Raw genomic sequence first — 26,238 nt, 5'->3', positions numbered from 1 at the left:
ACTACACTTTATCATTTTTGTTTCATAATTATAAAACCAAATTTATTATGAAAACAAAATTACTTTTTTTATTACTATTTATTAGTGTGCATGTATTTGCTCAAAATCCAATTCAAACTTATCATTTTACAAACGGTAATTTTACGAATCAAAATACGTTGCCTCCAGCTAATGGAGATGGAAACTTGGTAAAAACAGGTACAAGTTCAACGCCTGTGCAAGACAGATTTGGCGTTACTAATAATGCCATACAATTAAATACAGATCAATTGCTTAGTAATCCTGTTACTAATACTTATGCACAAGATATTACTATTAGCTTTTGGATTAAATCTAATACCACAAATTTAGATAGAGATTTAGTAAACATAATTGCATCAGGAGGAAATTCTGATGGAAATTATATAAAGATTAATCAAACATCGACCAACGAGATTGGATGGAAATATGCTTGTGACCAACAAATTGCAACAAATCAGCTTTTTAGATCAAAATACACAGCTTTTCCAACTCCTGTTTTTAATAACCAATGGCATCATATAGCTATAAAAAGATATAGACTTTCTGCGGGATATTATGGTGATAGAATTACAACGGAATTTTTTATTGATGGTGTAAAAATTAGTGCTTTAACAGATGTTTTTACGTATAGTTATCCAAGTGCAGGTTATACTAATTTTTTATCAGGTAGTAATATTACTTTTAGAACCACTTTTAGTGATACCATAGATGATATTGATATTTACAACTCTGTTTTAACCGATGCTCAAATAAATACTTTAGCACAAAATACACCACCACCAGTAGTAACTATACCAGATGCAAATTTTAAAGCTGTATTAGTTGCAAATACTTTAATAAATACAAACGCTGATACAGAAATTCAAGTATCTGAAGCTAATAGTTTTAATGGTTCTATTATTGCAAATAATCAAAATATAGCTGACGCAACAGGTTTAGAAGCTTTTCCAAACCTAACCGAATTAAATTTATCTCAAAATAATTTGAATACTATTGACTTGAATAATAATACATCAGTTTCTATATTAAATCTTTCTAATAATAATTTACAAACATTATTTCTGATCCCAAATACATCACTAACAAGCATAAACGTGTCTAATAACAATTTATCTTTGTTAGATATTCGTAACTCTAATACTAATAATATAACTAGTTTAAATACAATAGGTAATTCCAGTTTAAACTGTATTAAGATTAGCGATGTTGCTTATGCAACTACAAACTTTACTAATATAGACTCACAAACATCTTTTGGAGATAATTGTAACCAACCTGTTTATGTTGATAAAAATGCTACAGGTGCTAATAATGGATTAACTTGGGCCGATGCGTACACAAGCTTGACTGATGCTTTAGCTAATCGACCTTCAGATATTTTTTGGTTAAAAGCTGGAACTTATATTCCTGGAACAGCAAGAATTGAAACCTTTACGCTTACAGACAACCAAGAAATTTATGGTGGTTTTAATGGAACCGAAACAGATATATCTCAAAGAAATATAATTGCAAACCCAACCATTTTATCTGGAGACATTAATGGAGATGATGCCATTATATTTAGTGCGACTGATGCCAATAGAGCTGAAAACAGTTATAGAATTCTAACAATTAGTGGTGATAACACCATTATAGATGGTTTTGAAATTACAAGCGCAAACGCTAATGGAAGTAACACAGAACAAAAAGAAGGTTCTGGTATTAATATTACAGGCTCGTATATTACATCAATAAATAACTGTCAATTTACAAAACACACCTTAGACAGAGCAGGGATTATAAAATCTATAGATGTTAGCGGAAGTATAATCATTAATATTAATAATACTATCTTTAAAGATAATCAGTCTGTTTTTGCGACTTGCTTTTATGGACGTTCTGCAAATGGTACAATTAATTTAAGTGTTGAAGGTAGCTTATTTACAAATAACACTGCAACAACAAATAATGGTGCTTCTCTTATATGGCTTAGACAAGATGCAAGTGGTACTCAAAATTTAGACATTATAAACTCAACGTTTGCTGATAATACCTTAAATTCTGGTACACCAGTAATAACATATCTTTCAAGTGTACCATCTGTAAATATATCTAACTCTATATTTTGGTTCAATTTAAACAGTAACGGGACGCAATTTGTAGATGCTTTACAAACTGGAACTTCTGGCTCAATAAGTAATTCTATTTCTAATAATAGTTTTTCAGGAAATTCTAACACATCAAATACTTCTAATTCAAATCCACTATTTACCGATGCTGCAACTGGCGATTATACATTACAAAGTTCGTCACCTGCTGTAGATACTGGAGATAATAGTTTTGTTACATCAACTACAGATTTAGCAGGGAATTTAAGAATATTCAACACAACTGTAGATATGGGAGCATACGAATACAACTCAACGTTAAGCACATCAAATCTTGAATTAGACAGAAACAAAATTTCGCTTTATCCAAACCCGACACATTCAACTTTAAACATTAAATCTTATCAATCAATTGAATCGGCTAAAGTCTATACGTTATTGGGACAAGAAGTCCTTAAAACGAACGCTAAAACTATAGACGTTTCAAACCTTCCAAATGGTGTTTATCTCATTCAGATTTCAGATTTAGAAGGAAACCAACACGTAAAACGCTTTATAAAGAAATAAACCAAAATTCTATTTATACTAAAAAAGGAAAGTCTTCAAGGCCTTCCTTTTTTTTATTGCTATTCATTTACAAAATCTTACCATTCACTAAAAAGTCAAACAAACTCCAACTACACTTTATCATTTTTGTGTCATAATTATAAAACCAAATTTATTATGAAAACAAAATTACTTTTTTTATTACTGCTTATTAGTAGTTATGCATTTGCGCAGTTTCCCACAGATGCAACCAAACATTATAGTTTTACAAATAGCGATATTACAAATCAAGCAGGTACTAATTATGATTTAGTACTTAATAGTGGTTACGGAACACCAACGTTTGTAACGGATCGTTTTGGGAATGCAAATTCTGCAACTGATTTAAATAATGGGCACTTTAATATGGGTGTTATGCCTAATAGATCGGGTTATGATGGAAATCAATTATCATTAAGTTTTTGGATTAAGTCAACAACAGATGGTATTTTATTTCATCAATATGATAATGTTCAAGAGAACGGTTGGATAATTGGACTTAACGGTAATTCCTTATTCTATAAAACAGGTTATTATTGTTCTGGTGGTTTATCTTGTGGTAGTTTTCCGGATACACAGTATATAAGTGATACGTTTTTAGATGATAATTGGCATCATATTGTAGCAATAGTAGGCAAAGAAAATGATGGTATAGATCAGCAATATATAAAGCAATTATACGTAGATAATGTTTTGGTCTTAGATTTTGTATTAACTACTGTGCCTTTCAATGGAACACAGCAAGTTGGTATGTTACATAGTAACGATACTTACAATGCCTTAACAGGAGGAACAACAGGTAATAACCGCTACGATGGACTAATGGATGATATATATTATTTTGAACGCGGAATTACTACAGCTGAAGTTAATGCATTATATAATGAAGGTCTGGTTGTAGATATTCCAGACGCTAACTTAAAAGCGGCTTTGGTTAGTGATGCGACAATAAATACTAATTCAGATTCGGAAATACAGCCTTCAGAAGCTATAAATTATACTGGTGTAATTAATGTGACAAATCTAAACATTGACAATAGTGCAGGTTTAGAAGCATTTGTAAACATATCGGGTTTAGATATTAGTAATAATAATTTAGAACATTTAGATGTTTCTAGTAATACTGCTTTAACAAGTTTAGAGGCAAATAATAATCAATTAATAACTCTAAATATTCAAAATGGTAATAATTCTAATATAAGTGATGCTAATTTTAATGTGCTAAACAATTACGGTTTATATTGTATTGAGGTAGATGATGTGAGCTACAGTAATACAAACTGGACTAATATTAATGCTTATACCATTTTTTCACTTAATTGTGATACAGCGAATGTTAATATACCTGATATTGCTTTAAGGACTAGTTTATTAAATAATACATCGATAAACAACAATGGAGATTCAGAAATACAAGTTGCGGAAGCTAGAGATTATACAGTAGGTCTTTATTTGAGCACTAGCGGAATCCAAGATATTACAGGACTGCAAGCATTCGCAAATGCGACTAACTTAGATTTAAGTTATAACAATGTCTCAATTATGGATTTTAGAGCTAATAGGTATTTAACTGGATTACATGTTGGAGATAATCCTTTAACGTCATTAAATATTAATGGTTTAAGCTCAATAACTACACTTATTATTAGCGATACAAGTTTAACAGATGTAGATTTATCAACCCACGAAAGCTTACAATATTTAGAAGCTCAATATGTACATAACATTGCCAATTTAGATTTATCATCTAATACAAATATCAATTACATATATTTAAGTGGTAACATGCTAACCAATATTGATTTAAGAACAGGTACCAATGTATCCAATAATTTGTTTATAGAAACTGCTGGTTCGCCTATGTTAACTTGTGTGTTTGTAGATGATCCTGCTTTTAGTTTAAATAATTCAATGAAAGATGCGATAACAGAGTTTTATCAATTAGATTCAGAATGTGCAAATTTCACCTTAAATACTGAAGATGTAGTATTTCAAAATAACGAAATTTCAATCTATCCGAATCCAACAAAATCAACTATAAATATAAAAACAGAATCAAATGTTGCTAACGTTTTTGTCTATTCATTATTAGGAAAAGAGGTAATTAAAACCAATACTAAAACTGTAGATGTTTCTAGTCTTTCAAAAGGTATTTATCTCATTAAAATTATAGATTTAGAAGGAAACCAACACGTAAAACGCTTTATAAAGAAATAAACCAAAGTTCAATTTATACTAACAAAGGAAAGTCTTCAAGGCCTTCCTTTTTTTTATTGCTATTCATTTACAAAATCTTACCATTCACTAAAAAGTCAAACAAACTCCAACTACACTTTATCATTTTTGTGTCATAATTATAAAACCAAATTTATTATGAAAACCATTTTATTATTTTTTATTGCATTAGTAACCACAAGTACATTTGCACAGCAAACATTTTTTGAAAATATTAAAGCAAAAGGCGAAAACCCAGTTTACATTGAGTATCCAGGTGTAGGCATTGATAACGAAGGAAAACAGTCAATAAATCTTAGTCAAGAAAGAGTTGGTCAATATAACGAGCCACAAGAAGTTATTGTAAAATTATTAAATCATGAAGGTATTGACTCTGGAATAGCTATTATAGATAAAAATGATAATGACGAAAAAGGAAGCCAATATATAGCAGATTTTACAAAAAACAGACAAACTTTTACTGGGTTTCCAAACACATATATCGTTTATGAAAAAGTGTTTAACCAAGGCTATGTAGCTATTGGCAATTATATATTTTTTATAGATCATTTTAACAGTCGTACAGAATTTGGCGACATAAATAGAGTTTATGTGCTAAAGGGTACAACACCAGATGGTGAGGCAACTTCAAAGACTAAAAAAAAGAAAAAAGGTTTCGGTAAATTTTTAAATAAAGCAAAAAATATTGCTCTAAATAATAGTGCAGGACCAGACCCTAGAAAAGCACCAGAATATAAGGCCTTGGCTCAAGAGAATGTGCGTAAAATGATATCTGATTATTTAACCGCTATGCGTGAAAAACAAATCGCCTATACGTTGACATCTAAAGATGAAGCAGATTTGGCTACTATGCAAAAAGAGGCAGACGCTTACAGTAAATATATTAAAGATAAGAACAATGCCTATTGGCAAAGTCCAGAAGGACAAAAAACACTTAGAGGTTGGAAATTTGCCGATGAGCATAAAGCGAGTTGTCTTAAAACTGAAGAATCTTGTGGTAGCCCATTTCATTAACCAACATAATACTATTTATTTAAAACAGTAATTAATCATGAAAATTTTAAAACCCTGTTTTTATTAAGACTTAAGGATGTAGGCTAAAAATTAGTTTACAAGGAGAGAAGTTGTCATTGGCTTCTCTCTTTTTTTCTACTGAAGCAACTCGTCAATGGTAGAAATTACCGTATCACTATTCCAGTCTGCTGCACCAGATTTATCTATAACAATCTCTCCTTTTTTACTAATTACATAGGTTCTAGGTATTGAAGTGACATCAAACTCTTGTGGATAATTTGTTAACGATTGATAAGCATTGAAGCTGTATGATTTGTTAGTAATGAAATTATTTATAAGCTCAGTATCTTCGTTTGAAACAAAAAGAAAAACGACATCGTCATTAGATTTATAATGTTGATAGAGTTGATCTAAACTCGGCATTTCGGCAATGCAAGGTGGACACCAAGTAGCCCAAAAATTAATGACAATTACTTTTCCTTCTGCGGAAGAAAAATCAAAAGTTTCTCCTTCCAAATCTTTTAATGACCAGTTATAACTTGTGAGTTTTAATCTTTCCGAAGTATCGATAACACTGGGTTTTACAAACATTGCAATCCCTTTTTGCAAAAATACTTGAATGGGTTGCCTCGTTTGTGGAATGATGAGTAATGCGATGATTACGATAAAAATAATATTAGATATCTTGAATCGTTTGGGTTGTTTTGCCATTGTTATAAATTAAGAAACGCATTACCATAGTCGGTAATGCGTTTCAAATCTAACAACAAAAACTCTAAATGTTGCTGAGTAATACTTTTAATTAGTTTCTTGTTACAGAACCAGAAATACTAGCAATTGGTCCTGTTCCCATTGAAATTGGTGTATGTGTCATAGCGTCTGTTGGTACAACATGCGCTAATGGCTTTAGCGTAAATGGCATAGGACTGTTATCTGGACTTGGCTCAACAGAAATTACAATGGTAGCATCTCTTAAATCTGTTGGAAATGTCATGCCATCAGGTGCATTTTGCAAATAATCTTCTCCTGGATATCCTGGACCATTTCCTGCATCACCTTTAAACATAGATGTTGCTGCATTATCATCTGCAGCTGCAGGATCTAAAAATGTTCCTGTACTAATTGGAGTACCGTTTAAAACAGCCCAACCTTCATATTTCCAACCTTCAGATAATGTTGGTAAGTCTAATCCTGCTACAGCAGTTCCACTCGAGTTATCTAAAAACCAAACACCACTTTCTTCGTTGGTATCATCCATATCTGTAGGCGTTGCTAAAATATAAGTTCCTGTAGAGGCACTAAAATCTCCAACAATACCATTAGAATTCACGCTCGCTGAAGTTCCTGAAAAATCACCAGCTAAAATTTTAGTAGCTGCAGGTGCAGGATCTGGATCTACTGCAGGCTCAATTGAAAGCACAAATGTTGTTGCACTATTTAATTGCTCTGTGTTTACTGTAAACGTTTGAGGAAAATTAACACTTGTAAAGGTTCCTGTTGATACTGGAGCGCCATCTACAATGATCCATCCTTCATAAACAAAATCACTTCCTAGTGATTCTAATCCGGTGAGATTTAGTGTCAAATCTGAGGTTGTAGGCGCACTAACTGTGTCGTCATCATTACTACATGAGGTGGCAAAAGTTCCTAATGCCAAAACTGCTAAAAACATTTTTTTAATCATCGCTTTATAATTTTTATTATTGATACGTCAAAATTATAACTTAGATAAATGTTTAAATGTTAGCTAGCTAACACATGGGAAATTTTATGCCGATCTTTTTAAAATTCTAATTTCATTTCTATTAAAATCAATGTAATTTTCTTCTTTAAGTTCATTGAGTAAAATATTAAGTGTTGGTCGAGATGTACCAATTAAAGAGGCTATATCTTTTTGAGTATAAGGATGCTTAACTACGTGATCTCCTGTTTTCTCGCAGTCGTACCCATAATCGGAACATAATTCATCTAAAAATTCCACCAATCTAGTTTTGGTGTCTTTAAACAAAAGTAATTGCAAGCGTCGTTCTAATTTTTTAAACTTAAACCCAATAAACTTGTAAACTTTAAAACTAAAGGTTTGATTGTCTCTCATAAGATCGTGCATAGTGGTTACACCAATAGGACAAATAGACGTAGAATTATCTATAGATTGCGCAAACTCATCTCTAACATTATCTCCAAGAATAGCTTTTTCTCCAAATAATTCACCTTTAGACAAAATAGCTTTTACAATTTCATCCCCATTTTCATTATAGTATCCTATTTTAACTTTACCTTTTTCAATGAGATAGACTTTATTGGCCGAGTCGTCTTCAAAATATATATAGTCTTTCTTTTTATACGCATCAAAGTCATGATCTTTCTTGTACGCTTTAAATTTGTGAGGACAAAGTACCTTAAATAGGTTAACATCGTCAAAAAACCATAGTGATTGCATTAGAGTGAGTTTTAATGTTAGTTGTTTTGAAGTCGTATAAACACTAATCTCCTTACAATACGTATTATAAAAAAAGCCTTTGATTTCTCAAAGGCTCATTTTAGTTTCTATTAAAAAATACTAAGCAGCATTTTCTTTTTTAATTAAGTTTAATGCCGAACCTTCATTGTACCAATCAATTTGTGCTTGGTTATACGTATGGTTTAACATCACTGTATCTTTACTTCCATCTGCATGAACAATTTCTAATGTTAATTGCTTTTCTGGTGCAAATTCATTTAAATCCGTAAAGTTAAATGTATCATCCTCTTGAATTAAATCATAATCACTTTCATTCACAAATGTTAATCCTAACATCCCTTGTTTTTTAAGGTTTGTTTCATGAATACGTGCAAAAGATTTTACAATTACAGCAACAACACCTAAATGTCTAGGCTCCATTGCAGCATGCTCACGAGATGATCCTTCACCGTAGTTATGATCACCAACAACTACTGATTTTACTCCTGCAGCTTTATAAGCTCTTGCAGTATCTGGCACACCACCAAACTCACCTGTTAATTGATTTTTAACGAAATTTGTTTTCTTCCCAAAAGCATTAACAGCTCCAATTAAGCAGTTGTTAGAAATATTATCTAGATGTCCTCTAAAACGCAACCAAGGTCCAGCCATAGAAATATGGTCTGTAGTACATTTACCAAAAGCTTTAATTAATAATTTTGCTCCCGAAATATCATTTCCAATTGGCTCAAAAGGTGTTAATAATTGTAGTCTTTCAGAATCTGATGCTACAGTTACTTGAACTCCACTTCCATCTGCCATAGGTGCTAAATACCCATTATCATCAACAGCGAAGCCTTTTGGAGGTAATTCCCATCCTGTTGGCTCGCTTAACATCACTTCTTCTCCGTTTTCATTAATTAACTTATCTGTCATTGGGTTAAAATCCAAACGACCTGCAATAGCAATGGCAGCAGTTATTTCTGGAGATGCTACAAATGCGTGTGTATTTGGATTTCCATCGGCACGTTTAGCAAAGTTTCTATTAAATGAATGCACGATACTGTTTTTAGGTGCATTTTTAGGATCTTCATAACGAGCCCATTGACCAATACATGGTCCACAAGCGTTTGTAAAAATCTTAGCATCTAATTTTTCAAATATATCAAGGATACCGTCTCTTTCTGTGGTATATCTTACCATTTCAGAACCTGGATTAATTCCTAATTCAGATTTCATTTTTAACCCTTTATCTAAAGCTTGTTGTGCCACAGAAGATGCACGAGATAAATCTTCGTATGATGAGTTCGTACAAGACCCAATTAAACCCCATTCTACTTTTAATGGCCATTCGTTAGACTTTGCTTTCTCTGTCATTGTAGAACCAACAGGAGTAGATAAATCTGGAGTAAATGGTCCGTTTAATAATGGATTTAACTCTGTTAAATTAATATCAATAACTTCATCAAAATATTGCTCAGGGTTAGCATATACTTCATCATCACCAGTTAAATATCCTTTAACTGCATTTGCTGCATCAGCAACATCTGCTCTATCTGTAGAACGTAAATAACGTTCCATAGACTCATCATAACCAAAGGTAGACGTTGTTGCACCTATTTCGGCACCCATATTACAAATAGTACCTTTACCAGTACAAGACATTCCTTGTGCTCCAGGTCCAAAGTATTCAACAATAGCACCTGTTCCTCCTTTAACGGTAAGAATATCGGCTACTTTTAAAATCACATCTTTAGGCGCTGTCCAACCAGATAGTTTTCCAGTTAATCTTACACCTATTAACTTCGGAAATTTTAATTCCCAAGCCATTCCTGCCATAACATCAACAGCATCTGCTCCACCAACTCCAATGGCAACCATACCTAATCCTCCAGCATTTACTGTATGAGAATCTGTACCAATCATCATTCCGCCAGGAAATGCATAGTTTTCTAAAACAACTTGATGAATAATACCTGCTCCTGGTCTCCAGAAACCAATTCCGTATTTATTAGAAACCGATTCTAAGAAATTAAAAACTTCATTACTAGTACTAATTGCATGTTGTAAATCTATAGAAGCTCCATTTTTTGCTTGAATTAAGTGATCACAATGCACAGTAGTTGGCACAGCCACTTGAGCTTTACCAGCTTGCATAAATTGTAACAATGCCATTTGTGCTGTTGCATCTTGACATGCTACTCTATCTGGTGCAAAATCAACATAATCTTTACCTCTTGCAAATGCTTTGGTAGGTGTTCCATCCCAAAGGTGAGAGTATAATATTTTTTCTGAAAGGGTTAATGGTTTACCAACAATATCACGAGCTGCATCTACACGCTCTGTCATGTTAGAATAAACCTTTTTTATCATGTCAATATCAAATGCCATATGTTTTATTTATAAGGTTGATTTTATAGAATTCATTTTGACTGCTTATTTTAAACTGAAAAGTCAATATGAGTTCATTTTTTAGTGAAGCAAATTTACAAATTATAAAGCGTATTTTAAAATATGTAACAAATGGTAAAAAACTCTGCACATACATCAACAAAAGCCTCAAAACACCATTGATCGTTAATGAATTAACAAATAAAACAGGTTTAAATTATAAATTTAACAAGTAATCGTTATTTAAAATGATTCTTAATTCTAGCAGAATCCCTTAGATTAGTCGTAGGTTTCTCAAAAAACACATAAAGCAAATAAGAGCCAATTAATGTGATCAGGCCATAAATTGCCACGTATATTAAAAGGCTTGAGGTTGTTAAACTTTCCGTAGGAAAAAAATGTTTCATGAGCTGCATTACTACAGAATAATGAATTAAATACATAGAGTAAGACATTAAACTTACAATCGTAATAGGCACCAAAACAAACTTTGGTGCTGATTTAACCTGCGAAAATAAAGGAAGCGTAAACATAATGGCAATGGATTGCAAAGGCAAATACAGTACATTCCAAAAAAACGAGTGGGTTTCTATAAAAATCTGTTGTGCAGGAATTACAATATTAAGACCTAAAAACAAGATTCCACCAATGATAAAAAACACCAATTTAAAGCGTCTCCAAAAACGAGGGTTGACTATAGAAGTCCAAGCTGCTAAAACGCCATAATATATAGCGTCTATTCTATATATGGTAACGGCTTTGAGGTTCACATTCCAAAAAATCATGTGTGTTGTTGGATGCGTCATATTATAGTATACTTTAGTCAGAAAGAAAAAAAGTAATATCATACATGTGATAAAAAAAAAGAGCCTAGATTTGTTGATTTTCAATTTCAGAAATAAAACAAGATACAACAATAAAGGCCCAACAATGTAAGCAAACTCTTCAATTGGCAAGCTCCAAGATTCGCCAAAAAACAATGGCATTTCCCATGAGAAGTTTTGCACAAAAAACACATATTGCCATAAATTATCTGGCAAACTAGTTCCTAAAAACAGGGCTAAAAGCACATTAAAACCAAGTACTAAATAATAATTAGGCAGTGTTCTAAACCAACGTCTTACCCAAAAATAGGTCATTTGTTTTCGAGTAAATTTTGAAGCAACAAAGCTGTTATATAAAATTCTACCAATTAGAAATCCGCTGAGTACAAAAAATATTTCTACGCCAACAACTCCTGCTATACTCATCAAATCTGTGAGTACATTTTTTGTTTGTGGAAAAATCCAAACGGCATGAGAACAAACCACTAATAAAATGGCTACGGCTCGCATGAGGTCTAGTCCGAAAATTCGTTTATCGTAGTTAATCTTCATTTTTTTTATAAATGCGGTTTCATTACATTTGATTAAATATGAAACGTCGATCTAAATTTATACTAATTTTTCTGGTTTTGATTCTTGGTGGTGTATTTATTTATTATACCTCCTTAAAGACAAGACATCAAGAATTAATAAAGTCTAAAATCTATTATACACTAGGTTTGGTGGATTCTGAATGGAAAACAAATTTAACAAACAATAGTATCACCTTTACTACACCTACTTTTGTAATTAGTAATATTTACAAATCTATGGAAGGGCCAAAATCTGATCAATTTGTGGTTATTGATGATACTACAGAAGAATTATTATGGTTAACCTCGTTTAAAACCAATGCTGTCTCGTCTAATGAGCAGTACAAAATGTCTAATGATTTTGTGTGCCATACTAATTTTGAATATCGCGATGCAGAGCATTACAACCGTTGGAATTTAACAGAGCGCATCAATTCTCAATACCCAAGAATTACATCTATTAGTAATGGTGTTGAAGCGTTTGAATTGCCTGATGGCTTTGGTTTCCCTGTGTTTTCTAACGAGCGTTTGTTTATCAATGCACAAGCCCTTAATCATAACATCACAGACTCTACGTTTAATATAAAACATCAAATAAAGATTGGTTTTACTAAAAATAAGGACAAAGCATTAGTACCATTACAACCAAAAACGGTATTTATGATGTTTCCATATGATCCTCAAAACCCATTTCAAGGTCCTACAGAACAAATACCAAACGCATGTATTCCTGTAGAAACTAAAAACCATTCGTATTTGGATAACGACGGAAATGCGCTTTCGGGACATTGGATTATTTCACCAGGAAAACATAGTTACACCTACAATGCATCGCAGCAACTACAAATAAAAGATAGTATTAGGTTACATCAAATTACATCGCATTTACATCCTTTTGCTAATCGCTTTAAATTAAGAGACAAAACTACTGGAGACATTATTTATGATTGTAACAGTGAAAACTACACCAACAAAATTGGGCTAAAAAATACACCTTCATTTTCGAGTCAAAAAGGAATTTGGATGTACCATGACCATACCTATGAAATGCTGTTAGAAGTTAACAACACTACAGATAATGATCAAGAAATGATGGCAAGTATGGCTATTTTCTATTACGATGCTGAAATGGAAAATAAAATCAAAGCATTAAAATTATAGCGTTTGAAAATTAAACTCATTTTAATTGCTTTCATACTAATGACTTCTTGTAAGGACGAGACTGCCCAATTGCCTATTTTGAGTTATAATTATATCGACGGAAAAAAGGAATTGTATAAAATTGATGCTTTTGAATTTAAAAATCAAGATGGAAAACTTATCACTTCTGCTTTAACGGAAGGACAAGTGCATACCATGAATTTCTTTTTTACAAGTTGTCCTTCTATTTGTCCGCCAATGCGACTACAACAGCAGGCTATTGCCGAGACGTTTTCCGAAGAAAAAAATTTTAAGCAATATTCAATTTCTATAGATTATAAAAACGATACGGTAGACCAACTCAAGCGTCATGTAGAGCTACATAGTATTAAAACTAACCAATGGAATTTACTACGAGCAACTTCTAAAAAACAATTAGAAGACATTGCTAAACTCTTAAAAACAAACTTCAAACCCAATGAAGATGGCACAGATTTTTACCACTCGAGTTATGTTGCTTTAATTGATAAGGAACAATATATACGTGGTTTTTATGATGTTCTAAACCCTAAAGAAGTAACGCTATTAAAACGAGATATTAGAAATTTACTAGACTAGTTTTTATGTCTATACATTTTAATGAGCGCAAAAATACCCATGATGATTGCAATTAATTCTATAAACGTACCAAACGTTAAAATTTGAGCACCATAAGGCCAATGTTGTATTTTAAAAAGTGCGCCTAAAATTGTTGCGCCTATTCCTAGAAGTAGTACAATTGCAGCAGGTATGAGTTTTCTTAAATTCATTTAAAACAAACTTTTAATGATTTGGTCATCACTTATACCTTCGGCTTCTGCTTTGTAGTTTTTAATTATTCTATGACGTAAAATCCCAGAAGCTACGGCTTGTACATTTTCAATATCGGGAGAGAATTTACCATGAATAGCAGCATGAGTTTTGGCTGCTAGAATTAAATTTTGTGAGGCTCTAGGTCCTGCTCCCCAATCAACAAACTCAGCCACCAAATTTGATGCAGTTGTTGCTTTAGGTCTAGTTTTGCTCACCATTTTAACAGCATATTCTATCACATTGTCTGCAACAGGAATACGACGAATCACATTTTGAAAATTAATAATTTCTTGTGCTGTAAATAATGCATTTACTGTTGCTTTGTGATCTGAAGTTGTAGCTTTAACAACCTGAACCTCTTCTTCAAAAGAAGGATATTCTAAATTGATAGCAAACATAAAACGGTCTAATTGTGCTTCTGGCAACGGGTAAGTTCCTTCTTGCTCAATTGGATTTTGAGTTGCTAATACAAAATACGGTAAATCTAGTTTATAGTTATGTCCCGAAACAGTTACTGAGCGCTCTTGCATGGCTTCTAATAAGGCTGCTTGTGTTTTTGGAGGCGTACGATTAATCTCATCTGCTAAAATAATGTTAGCAAAAATTGGACCTTTAATAAATTTAAATTGCCTATTTTCGTCTAAGATTTCACTACCTAAAATATCACTAGGCATTAAATCTGGCGTAAATTGAATACGTTTAAAATCTAAGCCTAATGCTTGTGCAATAGTGTTTACCATTAAGGTTTTTGCTAAACCAGGAACACCAATAAGTAAAGAGTGACCACCCGAAAAAATAGAAATAAGAATTTGATCTACAACCTCATCTTGCCCAACAATTACTTTGGCGATTTCGGTTTTTAGGGCATTATACTTTTTAACAAACTGTTCTATTGCAGCAACGTCAGACATATTTATTGTTTTTCAGTTTTTAACCAGTTACTTGTGAAGTCACAACCTTTATAATCGTCATTAATTTTTACATAGGTATCAGAAATCTTTTCTTCTTGCCAAATTCCAATGGCCTTGAATTGCTTCTCTTGTAAAGCGAGTGCTTTGATTTTTAAATAATCGCGTGCAAAATCTGCTTTGTGATCTTCAGTTCTATCAGTAACTGTTAATATTTTAAATTTAACTGGATTAACTCTATCCTGATCTTGTAACACTAAACTAATTTCATTATCTGCTAAATCTTGAATTTGTCCGTATAATTCTGGATCCATTTTTGTTAATTCTAAACTAGAATCTTGTGTGTAAGGGTTAATTAATTGTCCGCCTTCAAACTTAGTTTCCTCTTCATCACTAAACTCGCGTGCAGCATCGGCAAATGTTAAATCTCCAGATTCGATACGTTCTTTAACTTTTGTAATTTCTGCTTTTGCTTCCATTACAGATTCGTTTGTGATCTCTGGGCGCAATAAAATATGCCTAACATCATACTCTTGTCCTCTAATTTTTTCTAGTAATATTATATGATAACCAAAATCAGTTTCAAAAGGTTCTGATATTTCACCTTCTTGTAATGAAAATGCTACATCACGAAATTCTTTTACCATTTGAGGTCGTTTTCTATTCAGTGTATAAGCACCACCTTTAGATCGAGCAGCAGTATCATCAGAATAAAATACAGCTTTCGTAGCAAAGCTTGCTCCATTTTCTATAACATCGGCTTTATATTCTTTAAGACGATCTATAACGGTTTGCTTAGCTTCTTCTGTCACTTCTGGAATCACAACAATTTGAGCCACTTTAAGCTCAGTTCCAAAAATTGGTAATGAATCTTTTGGAATACTGTTATAATATTCTCTTACTTCTTCTGGTGTCACTTCAACATCTTCAACAATTTTACGTTGCATATCACCTGCCAACTTAGCGTTCTTGTTAATTTCAAACATTTCTTCGCGTAAGCTTTGTTCACTATCTTTATTATAGAATTCTAAAAGCTCTGTCATTGAACCTCCTTTTTGTTCTAGGAATGCACTAATTTGTTGTTCTATATTTGAGCGAATTTCTAATTCGTTAACTGTAATACTATCTTGTATGGCATGGTGAGCGTACAGTTTGTCTTCTAGCAATTTTCCGAAGAGCTGACATCTAGAAATCTCTTTTATAGAAACACCTCTAGCTTGTAATTGAATATACTCTTTGTCAATATCAGAATCTAACACTACAAAATCTCCAATTACGGCAGCTACTCCATCTACTTTTTTACGATCAGTATTAGTACCTGTTGTGTCTCTTTGCTTTTTTGAGGCGTCAACCACATCTTCAATAATTTCTTGCGCTACAGAGATATTCATAGCAAATAATGTTACAACAAACGCTGTAATAACGGACTTATTTATAGACTTCAAATTGTTTATTTTTAATTGCATCTTTAGTAATATCTTTTTCTAGTTGTTTAATCAACTCCAATTTTCTTTTATTAATTACAATTTGTTTAATTGTAGGTTTTACGTACTCTAAAGGCGCCAAATCGTTTTGAGAAAGGACGTCTTCAATTTGCATCAAATATAGGTCTAATGAATCTTTGAGTTGTACATAATTAGATTTTTTTAACAGTTCTTTTTTGTTTTCAGAATTTAGAACTTTAATTTTTTCTGTAATCTGAGATGCTTTCACCCAAATAGAATCATTAAGCGAATATCCTTTAAACTGAACAGAAATTGAATCTAAAAAACGTTTATCTGCTTGTTCAAAGCGCTTAAATCGTTTTTTGATATCTTCATCATGTAGTGCATTTTGAGATATTATGATATACCTAAATTTCACTAATTCTTCGTTGAGTTTAAATGTTTCTTGATTAGCCTCATACACAGCCTGAGCTTGTGCCATTGAAACTGAGGTATCAATACTTTTTTTTACCAAAGCTTCTAAATACGCTTTGCTATACAAATCGTTTTTATACTGTTGAACGAGTTTATTAAAATCGGTTTGTTTCTCTTCCGATAAGTTTCGCTCAGCACCATCTAATAATAGTTGTTGTGTTGCCCAACGATTAATAAAACTATTTACAATTTGCAGACTATCATTTTTGGGTGTTCCTTCAATTACAATATCTTCAATATCTTCTAGATATAGATAATTCTCATCAACTCTAGCCAAAGGAATTCTATCATCGGTTTCCTTAAAGAAATCGCATGACGTTACTAATGATGATAATATTAATAAAGCTAAAAATTGTCTCAAATTAGTTTTTTAAAATTTGTTTTTTAACTCGTTTAAGCACTTTAGAATTTATAGATACTTTAAACCGTTTATGAAGCGATGCCACCCAATTTTCTTCAATATGATTTTGATAATCACTTACCACTTTACCTCTTGCCTCTTCAAGTGTTTTTGAGGTTGCAGGCATCAGCTCTTTAACCAAAACCACATGGTACGAGTCATTATGCATATAAATTTGAGACACTCCTTTTTTAAAGTTAAAATCTTTAGGTAATGCTTGATTTCCTTCTTCAAAAATATTAGTTGTAGAAATCACATTACGATTGTTTTCTTTATTTATAGTTTCTAAAATAGTGTCTACGGAAATATCTTTTTTCAACTCACTTTGTACTTTTTCAATGGTTTCTTTTGAGGCAGAAGTTAAGATGATTGCATCAACTCTATTACGCCATTTATAATTAGAGGTATGCGCATCATAAAATTTTTGAAGTCCAACAGAATCTTTTACAGCCGCATTCCAAACTTCCTTTTCCATGAGGTCAAACAACAACAATCCGTCACGATATTCTTTTAAAACAAAAGCGAAATCTTCATTTTCAAATTCGAGGTTATCTGCACGGTATTTTAAAACTTGTTGTTCAAAAAAGTCTTCATATTCTTTGTTTAAAATCGTTTTATAATCTACCAACTTTTTATAATATTTACGTTGGTTCGACATTAAATACTCAGCAAATTCTCTATACGAAATCTCAGTATCTTTAATAATGATTATGGCTCCATCTTTTATCTCTTTTGGAGTTTCCCATGCTTGCTTAAAAAAGTTATCATTAAGCATCGTTTCCATGTAAGCAAAGCCTTCTTTTGTATGATCTTTAATTTCATATTTTGCAACTAGATTTTTCACTAAGGCAGAGTTAATAAGTTCTGATCTAGAATCTCGTTTTACTCTATTTTGAAGTTCAGCTTCAACCTCTTCAAAAGGCTGCACGCCTTTTTTATTAATTAATTTCACAACATGCCATCCATAATCCGATTTAAAAGGCTTTGAGATATCTCCTTTATTTTCTAATGAAAATGCTACAGATTCAAACTCTTTAGATCGTAACTGCCCACCAGTAAATGGCGATAAAGTTCCTCCTTTTTGAGATGAACTCTTATCATCTGAAAACTGCTTGGCCAATGATTCAAACTTCTCTCCTTGCTCTATTTTTTTATAAATTTGATTGATACGTGTTTCTGGATTAACGGTACTATCTTTTTGCTTTAAAGACACCATAATATGAGCAACTGTAACTTCACCTAAAGATTTACGCTTTTCAAAAACCTTAACCACATGATATCCAAAACGAGTTCTAAAAGGCATAGAAATTTCACCAACTGGTGTATTAAATGCTGCAGTTTCAAACGGATAAACCATTTTAAAACCACCAAAATATCCTAAATCTTCAGCAAACACATTTTTACCATCATGCACATCTTGTTGTACAGCTTCAAACCCTTCTTTAATCACACGATCACGTAATTTTAAAACTTTATTATAAACCTCTAAAGTATCATCTGTAACAGATTCATCTATACGCACCAAAATATGTGAAGCTTTAACATCATGAGTTGTACGCTCATAAGCTTCTTTAACCAAGACATCTGTAACCTTGTTATCAGACATGTAATTTTTAGTTAACTGCTTTTTATAATTATTAAATTCTCTAATATATTTAGCATCCTTATCTAATTCTAAACGACGTGCTTCTTTGACTTTTAATTGGTAATTAATAAACAGTTCTAAATAAGCATCAATATCTTTTTGACTCTCATCTTTTACGAGATCTAGGTTTTTGTTGTACACTCTTACAAATTCTGAAGCCATTACAGCGTCTTCACCTACTGTAAATAAAACATCATCTTTTTTAACTTGAGCTTGAGCCACAAGCGTGAAACAAAAACAAACGACGGTTACCAATAATTTCATGTGTTACTATTTATTTATTTTAAAAGCTGTAGTACATCTATCAGGCACAAAAGTCAATATGAGATAGATATTTATAATATTTAGACATCCTTGGTTTGGTGTGTCCAATTTCAGCAAAAATAAAACTTTTGTCATATAAAACAAGTTGCTTTTGATAAACGTTAAGACCATAATATCAAGTACTACAACTTATAACGCCTTAAAGTTAGTTTAACCGCTTGCCTATTATTATAGCTATTGAACATTTAAACGTGTATTTATTATGAGAAATACTTATCTTTGGTAATGAAAAACCCCTCTCAATTGAAATGAAATATACTACAGAAATAAAGGTTAATGTCCCTTTAGATGAGTTTATCAATAAACTAGATAATGTAGAAAACATGAAACATTGGCAACGTGGATTGGTTTCTGCAGAGCATGTTTCTGGCGATCTTGGTCAATTAGGAGCCAAAATAAAACTCATCTACAAATTTGGCTCACGTAAAATGGAAATTATAGAAACCATTACAAAACGTAACTTTCCTAATGAATTCCATGCAAATTACAAGATGAAATCCATGCATAATGTACAGCAAAATTTTTTTGAAAAAACAAGTAATGGTTTTACAAAATGGACGTCGTCGAGTGAATTTATACCTTTAAACCTAAAAATGAGAGTAATGTTATTTTTTATGCCAAGAGCATTTAAAAAGCAATCTCAAAAATACATGCAAGATTTTAAAAATTTTGTTGAAAACGGAACCTCTGTATCAAATGCGTAAACTAAAGCTCATATGGGACTTTAAAGGTCCTGATGCTCTTAAAACTGCTGAGCATCACGAAAAACACCTCAAAGAATTTATTACCATCAAAAAAACCAATCTCAACATCACTGGTTTTTCACAACTCAATACTATGCATAGCATCGCATTTATGGTAGTTACAGACGATGAAATGAAACCTATTAGAGACGCTCTAAAACCACATCGAGGCACTTTGTATGAAGAGTAAATTAATTTCATTTTTTAATTAAGGGTTAAGTCTTCTCTTTTTACAGATAAAATATTTACTTTTCAATACTTTAAAATTTCACGATTTTCAATTTTATATTATGAAAAAACACACGCTTTTGTATGCGCTAATAATTCTTGCATTTAATTGTAAAGAAAACCAAAAAGAAGCCGTTACTTCTTCTAAATATGTAGAAGAACCTCATTCTAACGCCAAACCTAATGAGTCGGTTATTAAACATTTAGACTTAGATATTGTTGTTGATTTTGAACGTGAAATAATTAATGGTTCTGCAACCTATACGCTTGAAAATAATAATGCTTCGGAAATCGTCCTAGACACAAAATTTCTAGACATTATTAGCACAGAAGCAGATAAAAAACCAGTAGATTTTGAACTAGGGCCTTTTAATAAACAATTAGGCCAATCTTTAAAGATTCCTATTTCCGAAGATACTAAACAGATCACCATCCATTATAAAACAACCGCTAAAACAGAGGCTTTACAATGGCTAAATGCACAACAAACTGCCGATAAAACACATCCGTTTTTATTTACACAAGGTCAGGCCATTTTAACGAGAACATGGATTCCTATACAAGATAGTCCTCAAATTCGAATTACTTATAATGCCAAAGTTACGGTCCCTAAAGAGTTAATGGCAGTTATGAGTGCTGAAAATCCAAAGGAGAAATCTAAAAACGGCATCTATCATTTTAAAATGAAGCAAGCCATTTCGCCTTACCTTATTGCGTTAGCTGTTGGAGATATAGCTTACAAACCCGTAAGTCATCGCACAGGTGTATATGCCGAAAAATCTATGATAGACAAAGCGCAAGCAGAATTTATAGACATGGAAAAAATGGTTACAGCAGCAGAAAATTTATATGGAGCCTACGATTGGGATCAATTTGATGTGATTGTTTTACCTCCTAGTTTTCCGTTTGGTGGTATGGAAAATCCGCGTTTAACATTTGCGACACCTACTGTAATTGCAGGAGACAAAAGTTTAACCTCTTTAATTGCACACGAGTTGGCACACTCATGGTCTGGAAATTTAGTCACCAATGCTACTTGGGATGATTTTTGGCTCAACGAAGGGTTTACGGTATATTTTGAAATTAGAATTATGGAAGCTCTTTACGGAAAAGAGCGTGCAAACATGATTGCGTTAATTGGCAGGCAAGATTTGGAAGAAGAAGTTGAGGGATTTAAGGACGAACCTAATATGACAAAACTTAAATTAGATTTAAGCGCTAAAAATCCTGATGATGGCATGAATAGTATTGCTTATGATAAAGGCTATTTGTTTTTAAGAACTTTAGAAGAAACGGTTGGTCGTGAAAAAATGGATGCATTTTTAAAAAGCTATTTTAAAACCAATGCTTTTTCTACAGTAACAACCGAAGGTTTTATAGATTATCTCAACGCCAATTTATTAACACCAAACAATATTACATTTAATACTGAAGAATGGATTTATAACCCAGGAATTCCAGAAAATCAATCGGTAATTGTTTCTAATGCATTTACAAATGTTGAGCAGACGTTACAGTCTTTTTTAAATTTAAAATCTATTGATGTCACAAAAACCAAAGATTGGACGACACAAGAGTGGGTTCATTTTATTAGAAATTTCCCTGAAACCATCACTCTAGACGATTTGTCTAGATTAGACGCTGCATTTAATTTTACAAACGCTACAAATTCTCACATTGCTATGGTTTGGTATGAGCAGGCGATTCATCATAATTATCATGGTAATAATGTAGACCAAAACATTGAAGAATTTTTAATACGTGTTGGACGACGTTGGTATGTTTCTACCTTATTTAAAGCTTTTAAAAATGCAGATAGAGTTGATGAGGCTTTGATTATATATCAAAAATCTCGACCAAATTATCATAGTGTAACTGCCAATACAATTGATGCGCTTTTGGGATTTGAGAGCAAGTAAATGGGATTTAATTAACTTTAGCATTCATAACCATAACCTTATTAAAACTAAAACATGGGATTATTTGACCAATTTATAAAACAACCAGAATCTAAAATCATAACTTATAAACCGCTTTCAGATTTTGAAGCTTGGATTGGAATTCTTTATGCTTGCATGTCGGCAGATGGCACTGTAAGTGATGTTGAAATCGATGCGCTTTCTAGAATGATTGTGCTTAAACAAAAATTTAAAGGCATTGACATCTCTCCTCTTTATGATTCGGTAGCAGAAGCAAAACTAAAAATTGGTGGTATTGGTTTAATAGAAGTTTGCTCAGAGTATGTTAATGAAAATGATAAAGCGACATTATTCTCAATGGCTGTTGAAATTGTATTAGCTGATGGTATTTTAGAAAAAGACGAAGAAAAAGTTATTGAATTAATAGCCAACCACATGAAAATTGAAATGGAATTAGTTGAAAAAATCATACAAGTCATGCTCATTAGAAATAGAGGTAATGTTGTTATCGTAGATTAATTCTAGGGTTAAATTCAATAGAGATTCATCACTAATTAAATACTAAATAACAAATAGATGTGTTGGTTGTTACAGCTATTTGAACTGTCATTGCTTGTTATTTACACCAGCGAATAATGAGTGAATTGTAATATTTCTGCAGTATAAAACCAACCACACCTTAACCTCATACTTCAAATAAAAGCCATGATACAGCTTTAGGAAATTCTTCTCGCCAATACATCTTTGAATGATGTCCATGCTCATTAATAGAAAAGTGAAAATCAATATGATAACCATTAGTCATTTTTTCTTTTATAAAGTCACCTAATTTATTTGCATTAGGTAAAATGCTCTTCACTTTATTTTCCGCCAGAATACAAGTATATTTTTGATTCTTCTAGTGGTTTAAAGCTTTTAGTGTATTTAAAAATTCTATTAGAAATCCAAAGGCTAAGCGAGAAAATAAGCAGTTTACCAAAAACACCAGGATTTGATAAACCTGCATGCAAACTAATAAAAGCTCGCATTGAACTGCCTCCAATTGCTGTATTTTAAAAATCGGTTAAGGTTCTAAATTTATCATTGATATATGGCATTAACTTTTCAATCATGAACTGAATATAAAAATCACCTTTTCCTTCACCAAAACGCGAATATTAATAAGGTAAGTAGTCACTAATTCGTTCTTGTTCGCCATGATCTACGGCAATGATTATAAGGTCTCCATAATCTTCTAGCGCTAATTTAGCCATAGCTTTATCTATAGCCCAATCACCATAGAGTGCAAATGGATTGAATAGATTTTATCTGTCTTGTAAATAAACTACTGGATACTGTTTATCTGTGTGGTAATGATCGTGTGATAATACAGCCGAAATTTTACGAGTTGCACTTAAATGCGGAATTTCATAGGCTTTTTCGATGGCTTCTAAAATGGGATCAAACTCCGTCACTGATATTTCTAATTAATTTAAAACATAGGGAAAACGAAAGTAAAGAAATATGTACATACATGTTACCCTTTATCATATATTAAATAACAGAAACATGATCAAAACATTTGGTATAATTACTGCTAAAAATTGTATTTAAATACAGATTCTAAAAATGTAATTACACCAATATTAAAACCTACTATCTTGAGTAATTAGGAGATTCGTTAGTAATTGTTACATCATGCGGATGACTTTCATTGATACCAGACGCTGTTATTTTTACAAACTGACCTTTATCTTGAAGTGTTGTAATATCTTTAGCGCCACAGTAACCCATTCCTGCTCTTAAACCTCCAATAAATTGATGTATACTCTCTACGAGTTCACCTTTATATGGTACACGACCTACAATACCTTCTGGTACTAATTTTTTGATGTCATCTTCTACATCTTGGAAATAGCGATCTTTACTACCTTGTTTCATGGCTTCCACAGATCCCATACCACGATACGACTTAAATTTTCGTCCTTCGTAAATAATAGTATGCCCTGGACTTTCTTTTGTACCTGCTAATAATGACCCTAGCATAACACAATCTGCTCCTGCTGCTATTGCTTTTGGGATATCACCTGTATAACGAATTCCACCATCAGCAATTACGGGAACTCCAGATCCTTTTATCGCTGCTGCGACTTCTAAAACTGCTGAAAATTGTGGAAATCCAACTCCTGCCACAACTCTCGTTGTACAAATTGAACCTGGTCCAATCCCTACTTTTACAGCATCTGCTCCTGCGTCGACCAAATATTTTGCCGCTTCACCTGTTGCAATGTTTCCTACGATGACTTCTAACTTCGGAAACTTCTTTTTAATATCCTTTAGAACCATCACCACACCTTTAGTATGACCATGAGCTGTATCGATAATAACAGCATCTACACCTGCGTTTACAAGGGCTGAAGCTCTTTCAACTGCATCTGCAGTCACTCCAATTGCAGCTGCAACACGTAGTCTTCCGTAGGTATCTTTATTTGCATTTGGTTTTTGAGTAACCTTTGTAATATCTCTAAATGTGATAAGTCCTACTAGTTTATAGTTATCATCAACAATGAGTAATTTTTCGATTTTATTTTTTTGTAGAATCTTCTCTGCATCTTTCAACGAAGTGCCTTCTCTTGAGGTTATTAAATTTTCCGAAGTCATGACCTCAACAATCGGTCTGTTATTTTCGTGTTCAAAACGTAAATCACGATTAGTCACAATACCTTTTAATAATCCATTATCATCAACAATAGGAATACCTCCAATACTATGCTCTGCCATACTATGTTTAGCATCACTTACAACTGCGTTCATTGGTAAGGTCACAGGATCCATAATCATACCACTTTCTGCACGTTTTACTTTACGTACTTTCTCGGCTTGTTGCTCTATGGTCATGTTTTTGTGGAGTACACCAATACCTCCTTCTTGAGCCATAGCTATTGCCATTTTGCTCTCTGTAACCGTATCCATAGCTGCTGAAACTATAGGAATATTTATAGTAATATTACGTGTTAACTTGGCTTGGATATTTACTTCTCTTGGTAAGACTTCTGAGAATGCTGGAACTAAGAGTACGTCGTCATAAGTAAGACCTTCTCCAACAATTTTATGTTCGTGTGCTGTCATGATGCAATTAGAATTAATTGCATGCAAAGATACAATTTAAATAAGATAAAGTATTAATACAAGGTTAAATCTTAACTAAAGAAAAAAGACCTACACTCTAGGGCAACGTTTACAATTCGTTTTTCCCGATTTTTTATACTTTTTACAGCATTTAGACTTCTTACTGATATCACAATACATTACACATGAAGTAATGATTATAGGAAAGTCGTCTACTATTATATCGTTTTGCATTATTTTAATTTATTCTAAATAAATACAAATTTACAAAAAAAAGATTCCTGTTCAGGAATCTTTTAAGATATAATTAGCAAAATTAATTATTCATTTGTGTGATTGGCAGCAATTGTATTAATATCACGATCAAATAGATAGTGACCAGATTTATCTGCACCTATAATATTTAATTTATCTAGTAAGGTTCGTGCCATTGCTTCCTCTTCTAACTGCTCGGTTACATACCATTGCATAAAATTATGAACATTGTAATCTTTTTGCTGTAAGCACTCAAAGATGACGTGATTAATTTGTTCTGTCACGAACATTTCACTTTCTAAAAACTTTTCAAAAAGTTCATTGAGACCTTCATAAGTATCTTTTGGTTTATCTAAAGCTGGAATTATAACGTTTCCTCCTCTTTCATTTACAAACTTTATAAGTTTACTCATGTGCACACGTTCTTCATCAGACTGGCTATAAAAAAAATCTGAGACTCCATTATATCCTTTTGCATCAGCCCAAGATGCCATTGCTAAATATTGTAAAGAGGCTTGTGCTTCGTATTTTATTTGAGAATTAAGTAATGCTTCTATTGTCGTGTTCATAATAATTTTGTTTTTACGAAGATAATGAATTTGTGAGTTGAAAGTTATGTTTACAAAAA

General features: G+C 32.4%; 23 protein-coding genes. 9 read left to right on the top strand and 14 right to left on the bottom strand.

Translation table 11 applies throughout. The features are described from left to right. Positions 1–47: 47 nt before the first annotated feature. From TD29_RS07715 to TD29_RS07705, 3 genes are all read left to right on the top strand, one after another. Positions 48–2,675, top strand: a complete 2,628-nt coding sequence (locus tag TD29_RS07715; RefSeq protein ID WP_040279905.1) for a T9SS type A sorting domain-containing protein — start codon at positions 48–50, stop codon at positions 2,673–2,675. A 156-nt stretch (positions 2,676–2,831) separates the two neighbouring features. Then, positions 2,832–4,910 carry a T9SS type A sorting domain-containing protein gene (locus TD29_RS07710; RefSeq protein ID WP_040279904.1) on the top strand — a complete coding sequence of 693 codons (2,079 nt, stop codon included), beginning with the start codon at positions 2,832–2,834 and terminating at the stop codon, positions 4,908–4,910. 156 nt (positions 4,911–5,066) lie between these two features. Beyond that, a complete protein-coding gene (locus TD29_RS07705; protein WP_040279903.1) occupies positions 5,067–5,942 on the top strand; it encodes a hypothetical protein in 876 nt (291 codons plus the stop codon). A gap of 135 nt (positions 5,943–6,077) precedes the next feature. Here the strand turns inward: TD29_RS07705 and TD29_RS07700 are convergent, their stop codons facing one another. The 5 genes from TD29_RS07700 to TD29_RS07680 all read right to left on the bottom strand — a co-directional run bounded on the left by TD29_RS07700 (position 6,078) and on the right by TD29_RS07680 (position 12,149). After that, complete coding sequence (locus TD29_RS07700) at positions 6,078–6,653, bottom strand: TlpA family protein disulfide reductase (protein WP_040279902.1); 576 nt, start codon at positions 6,651–6,653, stop codon at positions 6,078–6,080. A gap of 91 nt (positions 6,654–6,744) precedes the next feature. Next, positions 6,745–7,626 carry an anti-sigma factor gene (locus TD29_RS07695; protein WP_040279901.1) on the bottom strand — a complete coding sequence of 294 codons (882 nt, stop codon included), beginning with the start codon at positions 7,624–7,626 and terminating at the stop codon, positions 6,745–6,747. 84 nt (positions 7,627–7,710) lie between these two features. After that, the gene (locus TD29_RS07690) at positions 7,711–8,382 is read right to left on the bottom strand and encodes a Crp/Fnr family transcriptional regulator (protein ID WP_040279900.1); all 672 of its coding nucleotides are present in this window, start codon (positions 8,380–8,382) and stop codon (positions 7,711–7,713) included. A 120-nt stretch (positions 8,383–8,502) separates the two neighbouring features. Further along, positions 8,503–10,773 (bottom strand): aconitate hydratase, encoded by a 2,271-nt coding sequence (locus TD29_RS07685; protein ID WP_040279899.1) that lies wholly within the window; start codon positions 10,771–10,773, stop codon positions 8,503–8,505. Positions 10,774–11,012: 239 nt separating this feature from the next. Beyond that, the gene (locus TD29_RS07680; RefSeq protein WP_084203415.1) at positions 11,013–12,149 is read right to left on the bottom strand and encodes an acyltransferase family protein; all 1,137 of its coding nucleotides are present in this window, start codon (positions 12,147–12,149) and stop codon (positions 11,013–11,015) included. A gap of 38 nt (positions 12,150–12,187) precedes the next feature. On the opposite strand from TD29_RS07680, the gene TD29_RS07675 reads away from it, so the two are divergent. After that, the gene (locus TD29_RS07675) at positions 12,188–13,330 is read left to right on the top strand and encodes a hypothetical protein (RefSeq protein ID WP_040279897.1); all 1,143 of its coding nucleotides are present in this window, start codon (positions 12,188–12,190) and stop codon (positions 13,328–13,330) included. 3 nt (positions 13,331–13,333) lie between these two features. After that, complete coding sequence (locus TD29_RS07670; protein WP_152611485.1) at positions 13,334–13,927, top strand: SCO family protein; 594 nt, start codon at positions 13,334–13,336, stop codon at positions 13,925–13,927. Here TD29_RS07670 and TD29_RS07665 read toward each other — a convergent pair. Genes TD29_RS07665 through TD29_RS07645 form a run of 5 tightly spaced genes read right to left on the bottom strand, consistent with a single transcriptional unit; the run spans position 13,924 to position 19,297 of the window. After that, positions 13,924–14,118, bottom strand: coding sequence for a GldL-related protein (locus tag TD29_RS07665; RefSeq protein WP_040279895.1), 195 nt, complete (start codon positions 14,116–14,118; stop codon positions 13,924–13,926). The two genes, TD29_RS07670 and TD29_RS07665, sit on opposite strands and share 4 nt — an antisense overlap. After that, the gene (locus tag TD29_RS07660) at positions 14,119–15,072 is read right to left on the bottom strand and encodes an AAA family ATPase (RefSeq protein ID WP_040279894.1); all 954 of its coding nucleotides are present in this window, start codon (positions 15,070–15,072) and stop codon (positions 14,119–14,121) included. 2 nt (positions 15,073–15,074) lie between these two features. After that, positions 15,075–16,514, bottom strand: a complete 1,440-nt coding sequence (locus TD29_RS07655) for a peptidylprolyl isomerase (protein WP_316931851.1) — start codon at positions 16,512–16,514, stop codon at positions 15,075–15,077. Beyond that, the gene (locus TD29_RS07650; RefSeq protein WP_040279892.1) at positions 16,498–17,349 is read right to left on the bottom strand and encodes a hypothetical protein; all 852 of its coding nucleotides are present in this window, start codon (positions 17,347–17,349) and stop codon (positions 16,498–16,500) included. The genes TD29_RS07655 and TD29_RS07650 overlap by 17 nt, the downstream gene beginning before the upstream one ends. Before the next feature lies 1 nt (position 17,350). Continuing rightward, on the bottom strand, positions 17,351–19,297 hold the full coding sequence (locus TD29_RS07645; protein ID WP_040279891.1) for a peptidylprolyl isomerase: 1,947 nt from the start codon (positions 19,295–19,297) through the stop codon (positions 17,351–17,353). Between the two features lie 308 nt (positions 19,298–19,605). Here TD29_RS07645 and TD29_RS07640 point away from each other — a divergent pair, with 308 nt between their 5' ends. The 4 genes from TD29_RS07640 to TD29_RS07625 all read left to right on the top strand — a co-directional run bounded on the left by TD29_RS07640 (position 19,606) and on the right by TD29_RS07625 (position 22,766). Further along, positions 19,606–20,061 (top strand): SRPBCC family protein, encoded by a 456-nt coding sequence (locus tag TD29_RS07640; RefSeq protein WP_040279890.1) that lies wholly within the window; start codon positions 19,606–19,608, stop codon positions 20,059–20,061. Continuing rightward, positions 20,054–20,290: a hypothetical protein gene (locus TD29_RS07635; protein ID WP_040279889.1), complete on the top strand. Its 237-nt coding sequence runs from the start codon at positions 20,054–20,056 to the stop codon at positions 20,288–20,290. The genes TD29_RS07640 and TD29_RS07635 overlap by 8 nt, the downstream gene beginning before the upstream one ends. A 100-nt stretch (positions 20,291–20,390) precedes the next feature. After that, entirely contained in the window at positions 20,391–22,247 is a 1,857-nt protein-coding gene (locus TD29_RS07630; RefSeq protein ID WP_040279888.1) for a M1 family metallopeptidase, read from the top strand. A gap of 54 nt (positions 22,248–22,301) precedes the next feature. After that, positions 22,302–22,766 carry a tellurite resistance TerB family protein gene (locus tag TD29_RS07625; RefSeq protein ID WP_040279887.1) on the top strand — a complete coding sequence of 155 codons (465 nt, stop codon included), beginning with the start codon at positions 22,302–22,304 and terminating at the stop codon, positions 22,764–22,766. Positions 22,767–22,932: 166 nt separating this feature from the next. On the opposite strand, the gene TD29_RS18505 is transcribed toward TD29_RS07625, so the two are convergent. From TD29_RS18505 to TD29_RS07610, 4 genes are all read right to left on the bottom strand, one after another. Next, positions 22,933–23,106 carry a hypothetical protein gene (locus TD29_RS18505; protein ID WP_161792607.1) on the bottom strand — a complete coding sequence of 58 codons (174 nt, stop codon included), beginning with the start codon at positions 23,104–23,106 and terminating at the stop codon, positions 22,933–22,935. A 445-nt stretch (positions 23,107–23,551) separates the two neighbouring features. After that, a complete protein-coding gene (locus TD29_RS18500; protein ID WP_161792606.1) occupies positions 23,552–23,701 on the bottom strand; it encodes a hypothetical protein in 150 nt (49 codons plus the stop codon). A gap of 181 nt (positions 23,702–23,882) precedes the next feature. Next, positions 23,883–25,355, bottom strand: coding sequence for an IMP dehydrogenase (guaB, locus tag TD29_RS07615; RefSeq protein ID WP_040279886.1), 1,473 nt, complete (start codon positions 25,353–25,355; stop codon positions 23,883–23,885). A gap of 320 nt (positions 25,356–25,675) precedes the next feature. After that, positions 25,676–26,179, bottom strand: a complete 504-nt coding sequence (locus TD29_RS07610) for a ferritin (protein WP_316931850.1) — start codon at positions 26,177–26,179, stop codon at positions 25,676–25,678. Between the last annotated feature and the right edge of the window lie 59 nt (positions 26,180–26,238).

This window comes from Psychroserpens damuponensis (assembly GCF_000826655.1).
Taxonomy (GTDB): domain Bacteria; phylum Bacteroidota; class Bacteroidia; order Flavobacteriales; family Flavobacteriaceae; genus Psychroserpens; species Psychroserpens damuponensis.
This window is presented reverse-complemented; position numbering and strand designations above follow the sequence as displayed.

What these genes read in the sequence shown, in the direction of transcription:
- TD29_RS07715 (WP_040279905.1), top strand. Translation starts at nt 48, where the DNA reads ATGAAAACAAAATTACTTTTTTTATTACTATTTATTAGTGTGCATGTA.
- TD29_RS07660 (WP_040279894.1), bottom strand. Translation starts at nt 15,072, where the DNA reads ATGTCTGACGTTGCTGCAATAGAACAGTTTGTTAAAAAGTATAATGCC.
- TD29_RS07710 (WP_040279904.1), top strand. Translation starts at nt 2,832, where the DNA reads ATGAAAACAAAATTACTTTTTTTATTACTGCTTATTAGTAGTTATGCA.
- TD29_RS07665 (WP_040279895.1), bottom strand. Translation starts at nt 14,118, where the DNA reads ATGAATTTAAGAAAACTCATACCTGCTGCAATTGTACTACTTCTAGGA.
- TD29_RS07695 (WP_040279901.1), bottom strand. Translation starts at nt 7,626, where the DNA reads ATGATTAAAAAAATGTTTTTAGCAGTTTTGGCATTAGGAACTTTTGCC.
- TD29_RS07635 (WP_040279889.1), top strand. Translation starts at nt 20,054, where the DNA reads ATGCGTAAACTAAAGCTCATATGGGACTTTAAAGGTCCTGATGCTCTT.
- TD29_RS07630 (WP_040279888.1), top strand. Translation starts at nt 20,391, where the DNA reads ATGAAAAAACACACGCTTTTGTATGCGCTAATAATTCTTGCATTTAAT.
- TD29_RS07685 (WP_040279899.1), bottom strand. Translation starts at nt 10,773, where the DNA reads ATGGCATTTGATATTGACATGATAAAAAAGGTTTATTCTAACATGACA.
- TD29_RS07700 (WP_040279902.1), bottom strand. Translation starts at nt 6,653, where the DNA reads ATGGCAAAACAACCCAAACGATTCAAGATATCTAATATTATTTTTATC.
- guaB (WP_040279886.1), bottom strand. Translation starts at nt 25,355, where the DNA reads ATGACAGCACACGAACATAAAATTGTTGGAGAAGGTCTTACTTATGAC.
- TD29_RS07640 (WP_040279890.1), top strand. Translation starts at nt 19,606, where the DNA reads ATGAAATATACTACAGAAATAAAGGTTAATGTCCCTTTAGATGAGTTT.
- TD29_RS07625 (WP_040279887.1), top strand. Translation starts at nt 22,302, where the DNA reads ATGGGATTATTTGACCAATTTATAAAACAACCAGAATCTAAAATCATA.
- TD29_RS07675 (WP_040279897.1), top strand. Translation starts at nt 12,188, where the DNA reads ATGAAACGTCGATCTAAATTTATACTAATTTTTCTGGTTTTGATTCTT.
- TD29_RS07645 (WP_040279891.1), bottom strand. Translation starts at nt 19,297, where the DNA reads ATGAAATTATTGGTAACCGTCGTTTGTTTTTGTTTCACGCTTGTGGCT.
- TD29_RS07690 (WP_040279900.1), bottom strand. Translation starts at nt 8,382, where the DNA reads ATGCAATCACTATGGTTTTTTGACGATGTTAACCTATTTAAGGTACTT.
- TD29_RS07705 (WP_040279903.1), top strand. Translation starts at nt 5,067, where the DNA reads ATGAAAACCATTTTATTATTTTTTATTGCATTAGTAACCACAAGTACA.
- TD29_RS07680 (WP_084203415.1), bottom strand. Translation starts at nt 12,149, where the DNA reads ATGAAGATTAACTACGATAAACGAATTTTCGGACTAGACCTCATGCGA.
- TD29_RS07610 (WP_316931850.1), bottom strand. Translation starts at nt 26,179, where the DNA reads ATGAACACGACAATAGAAGCATTACTTAATTCTCAAATAAAATACGAA.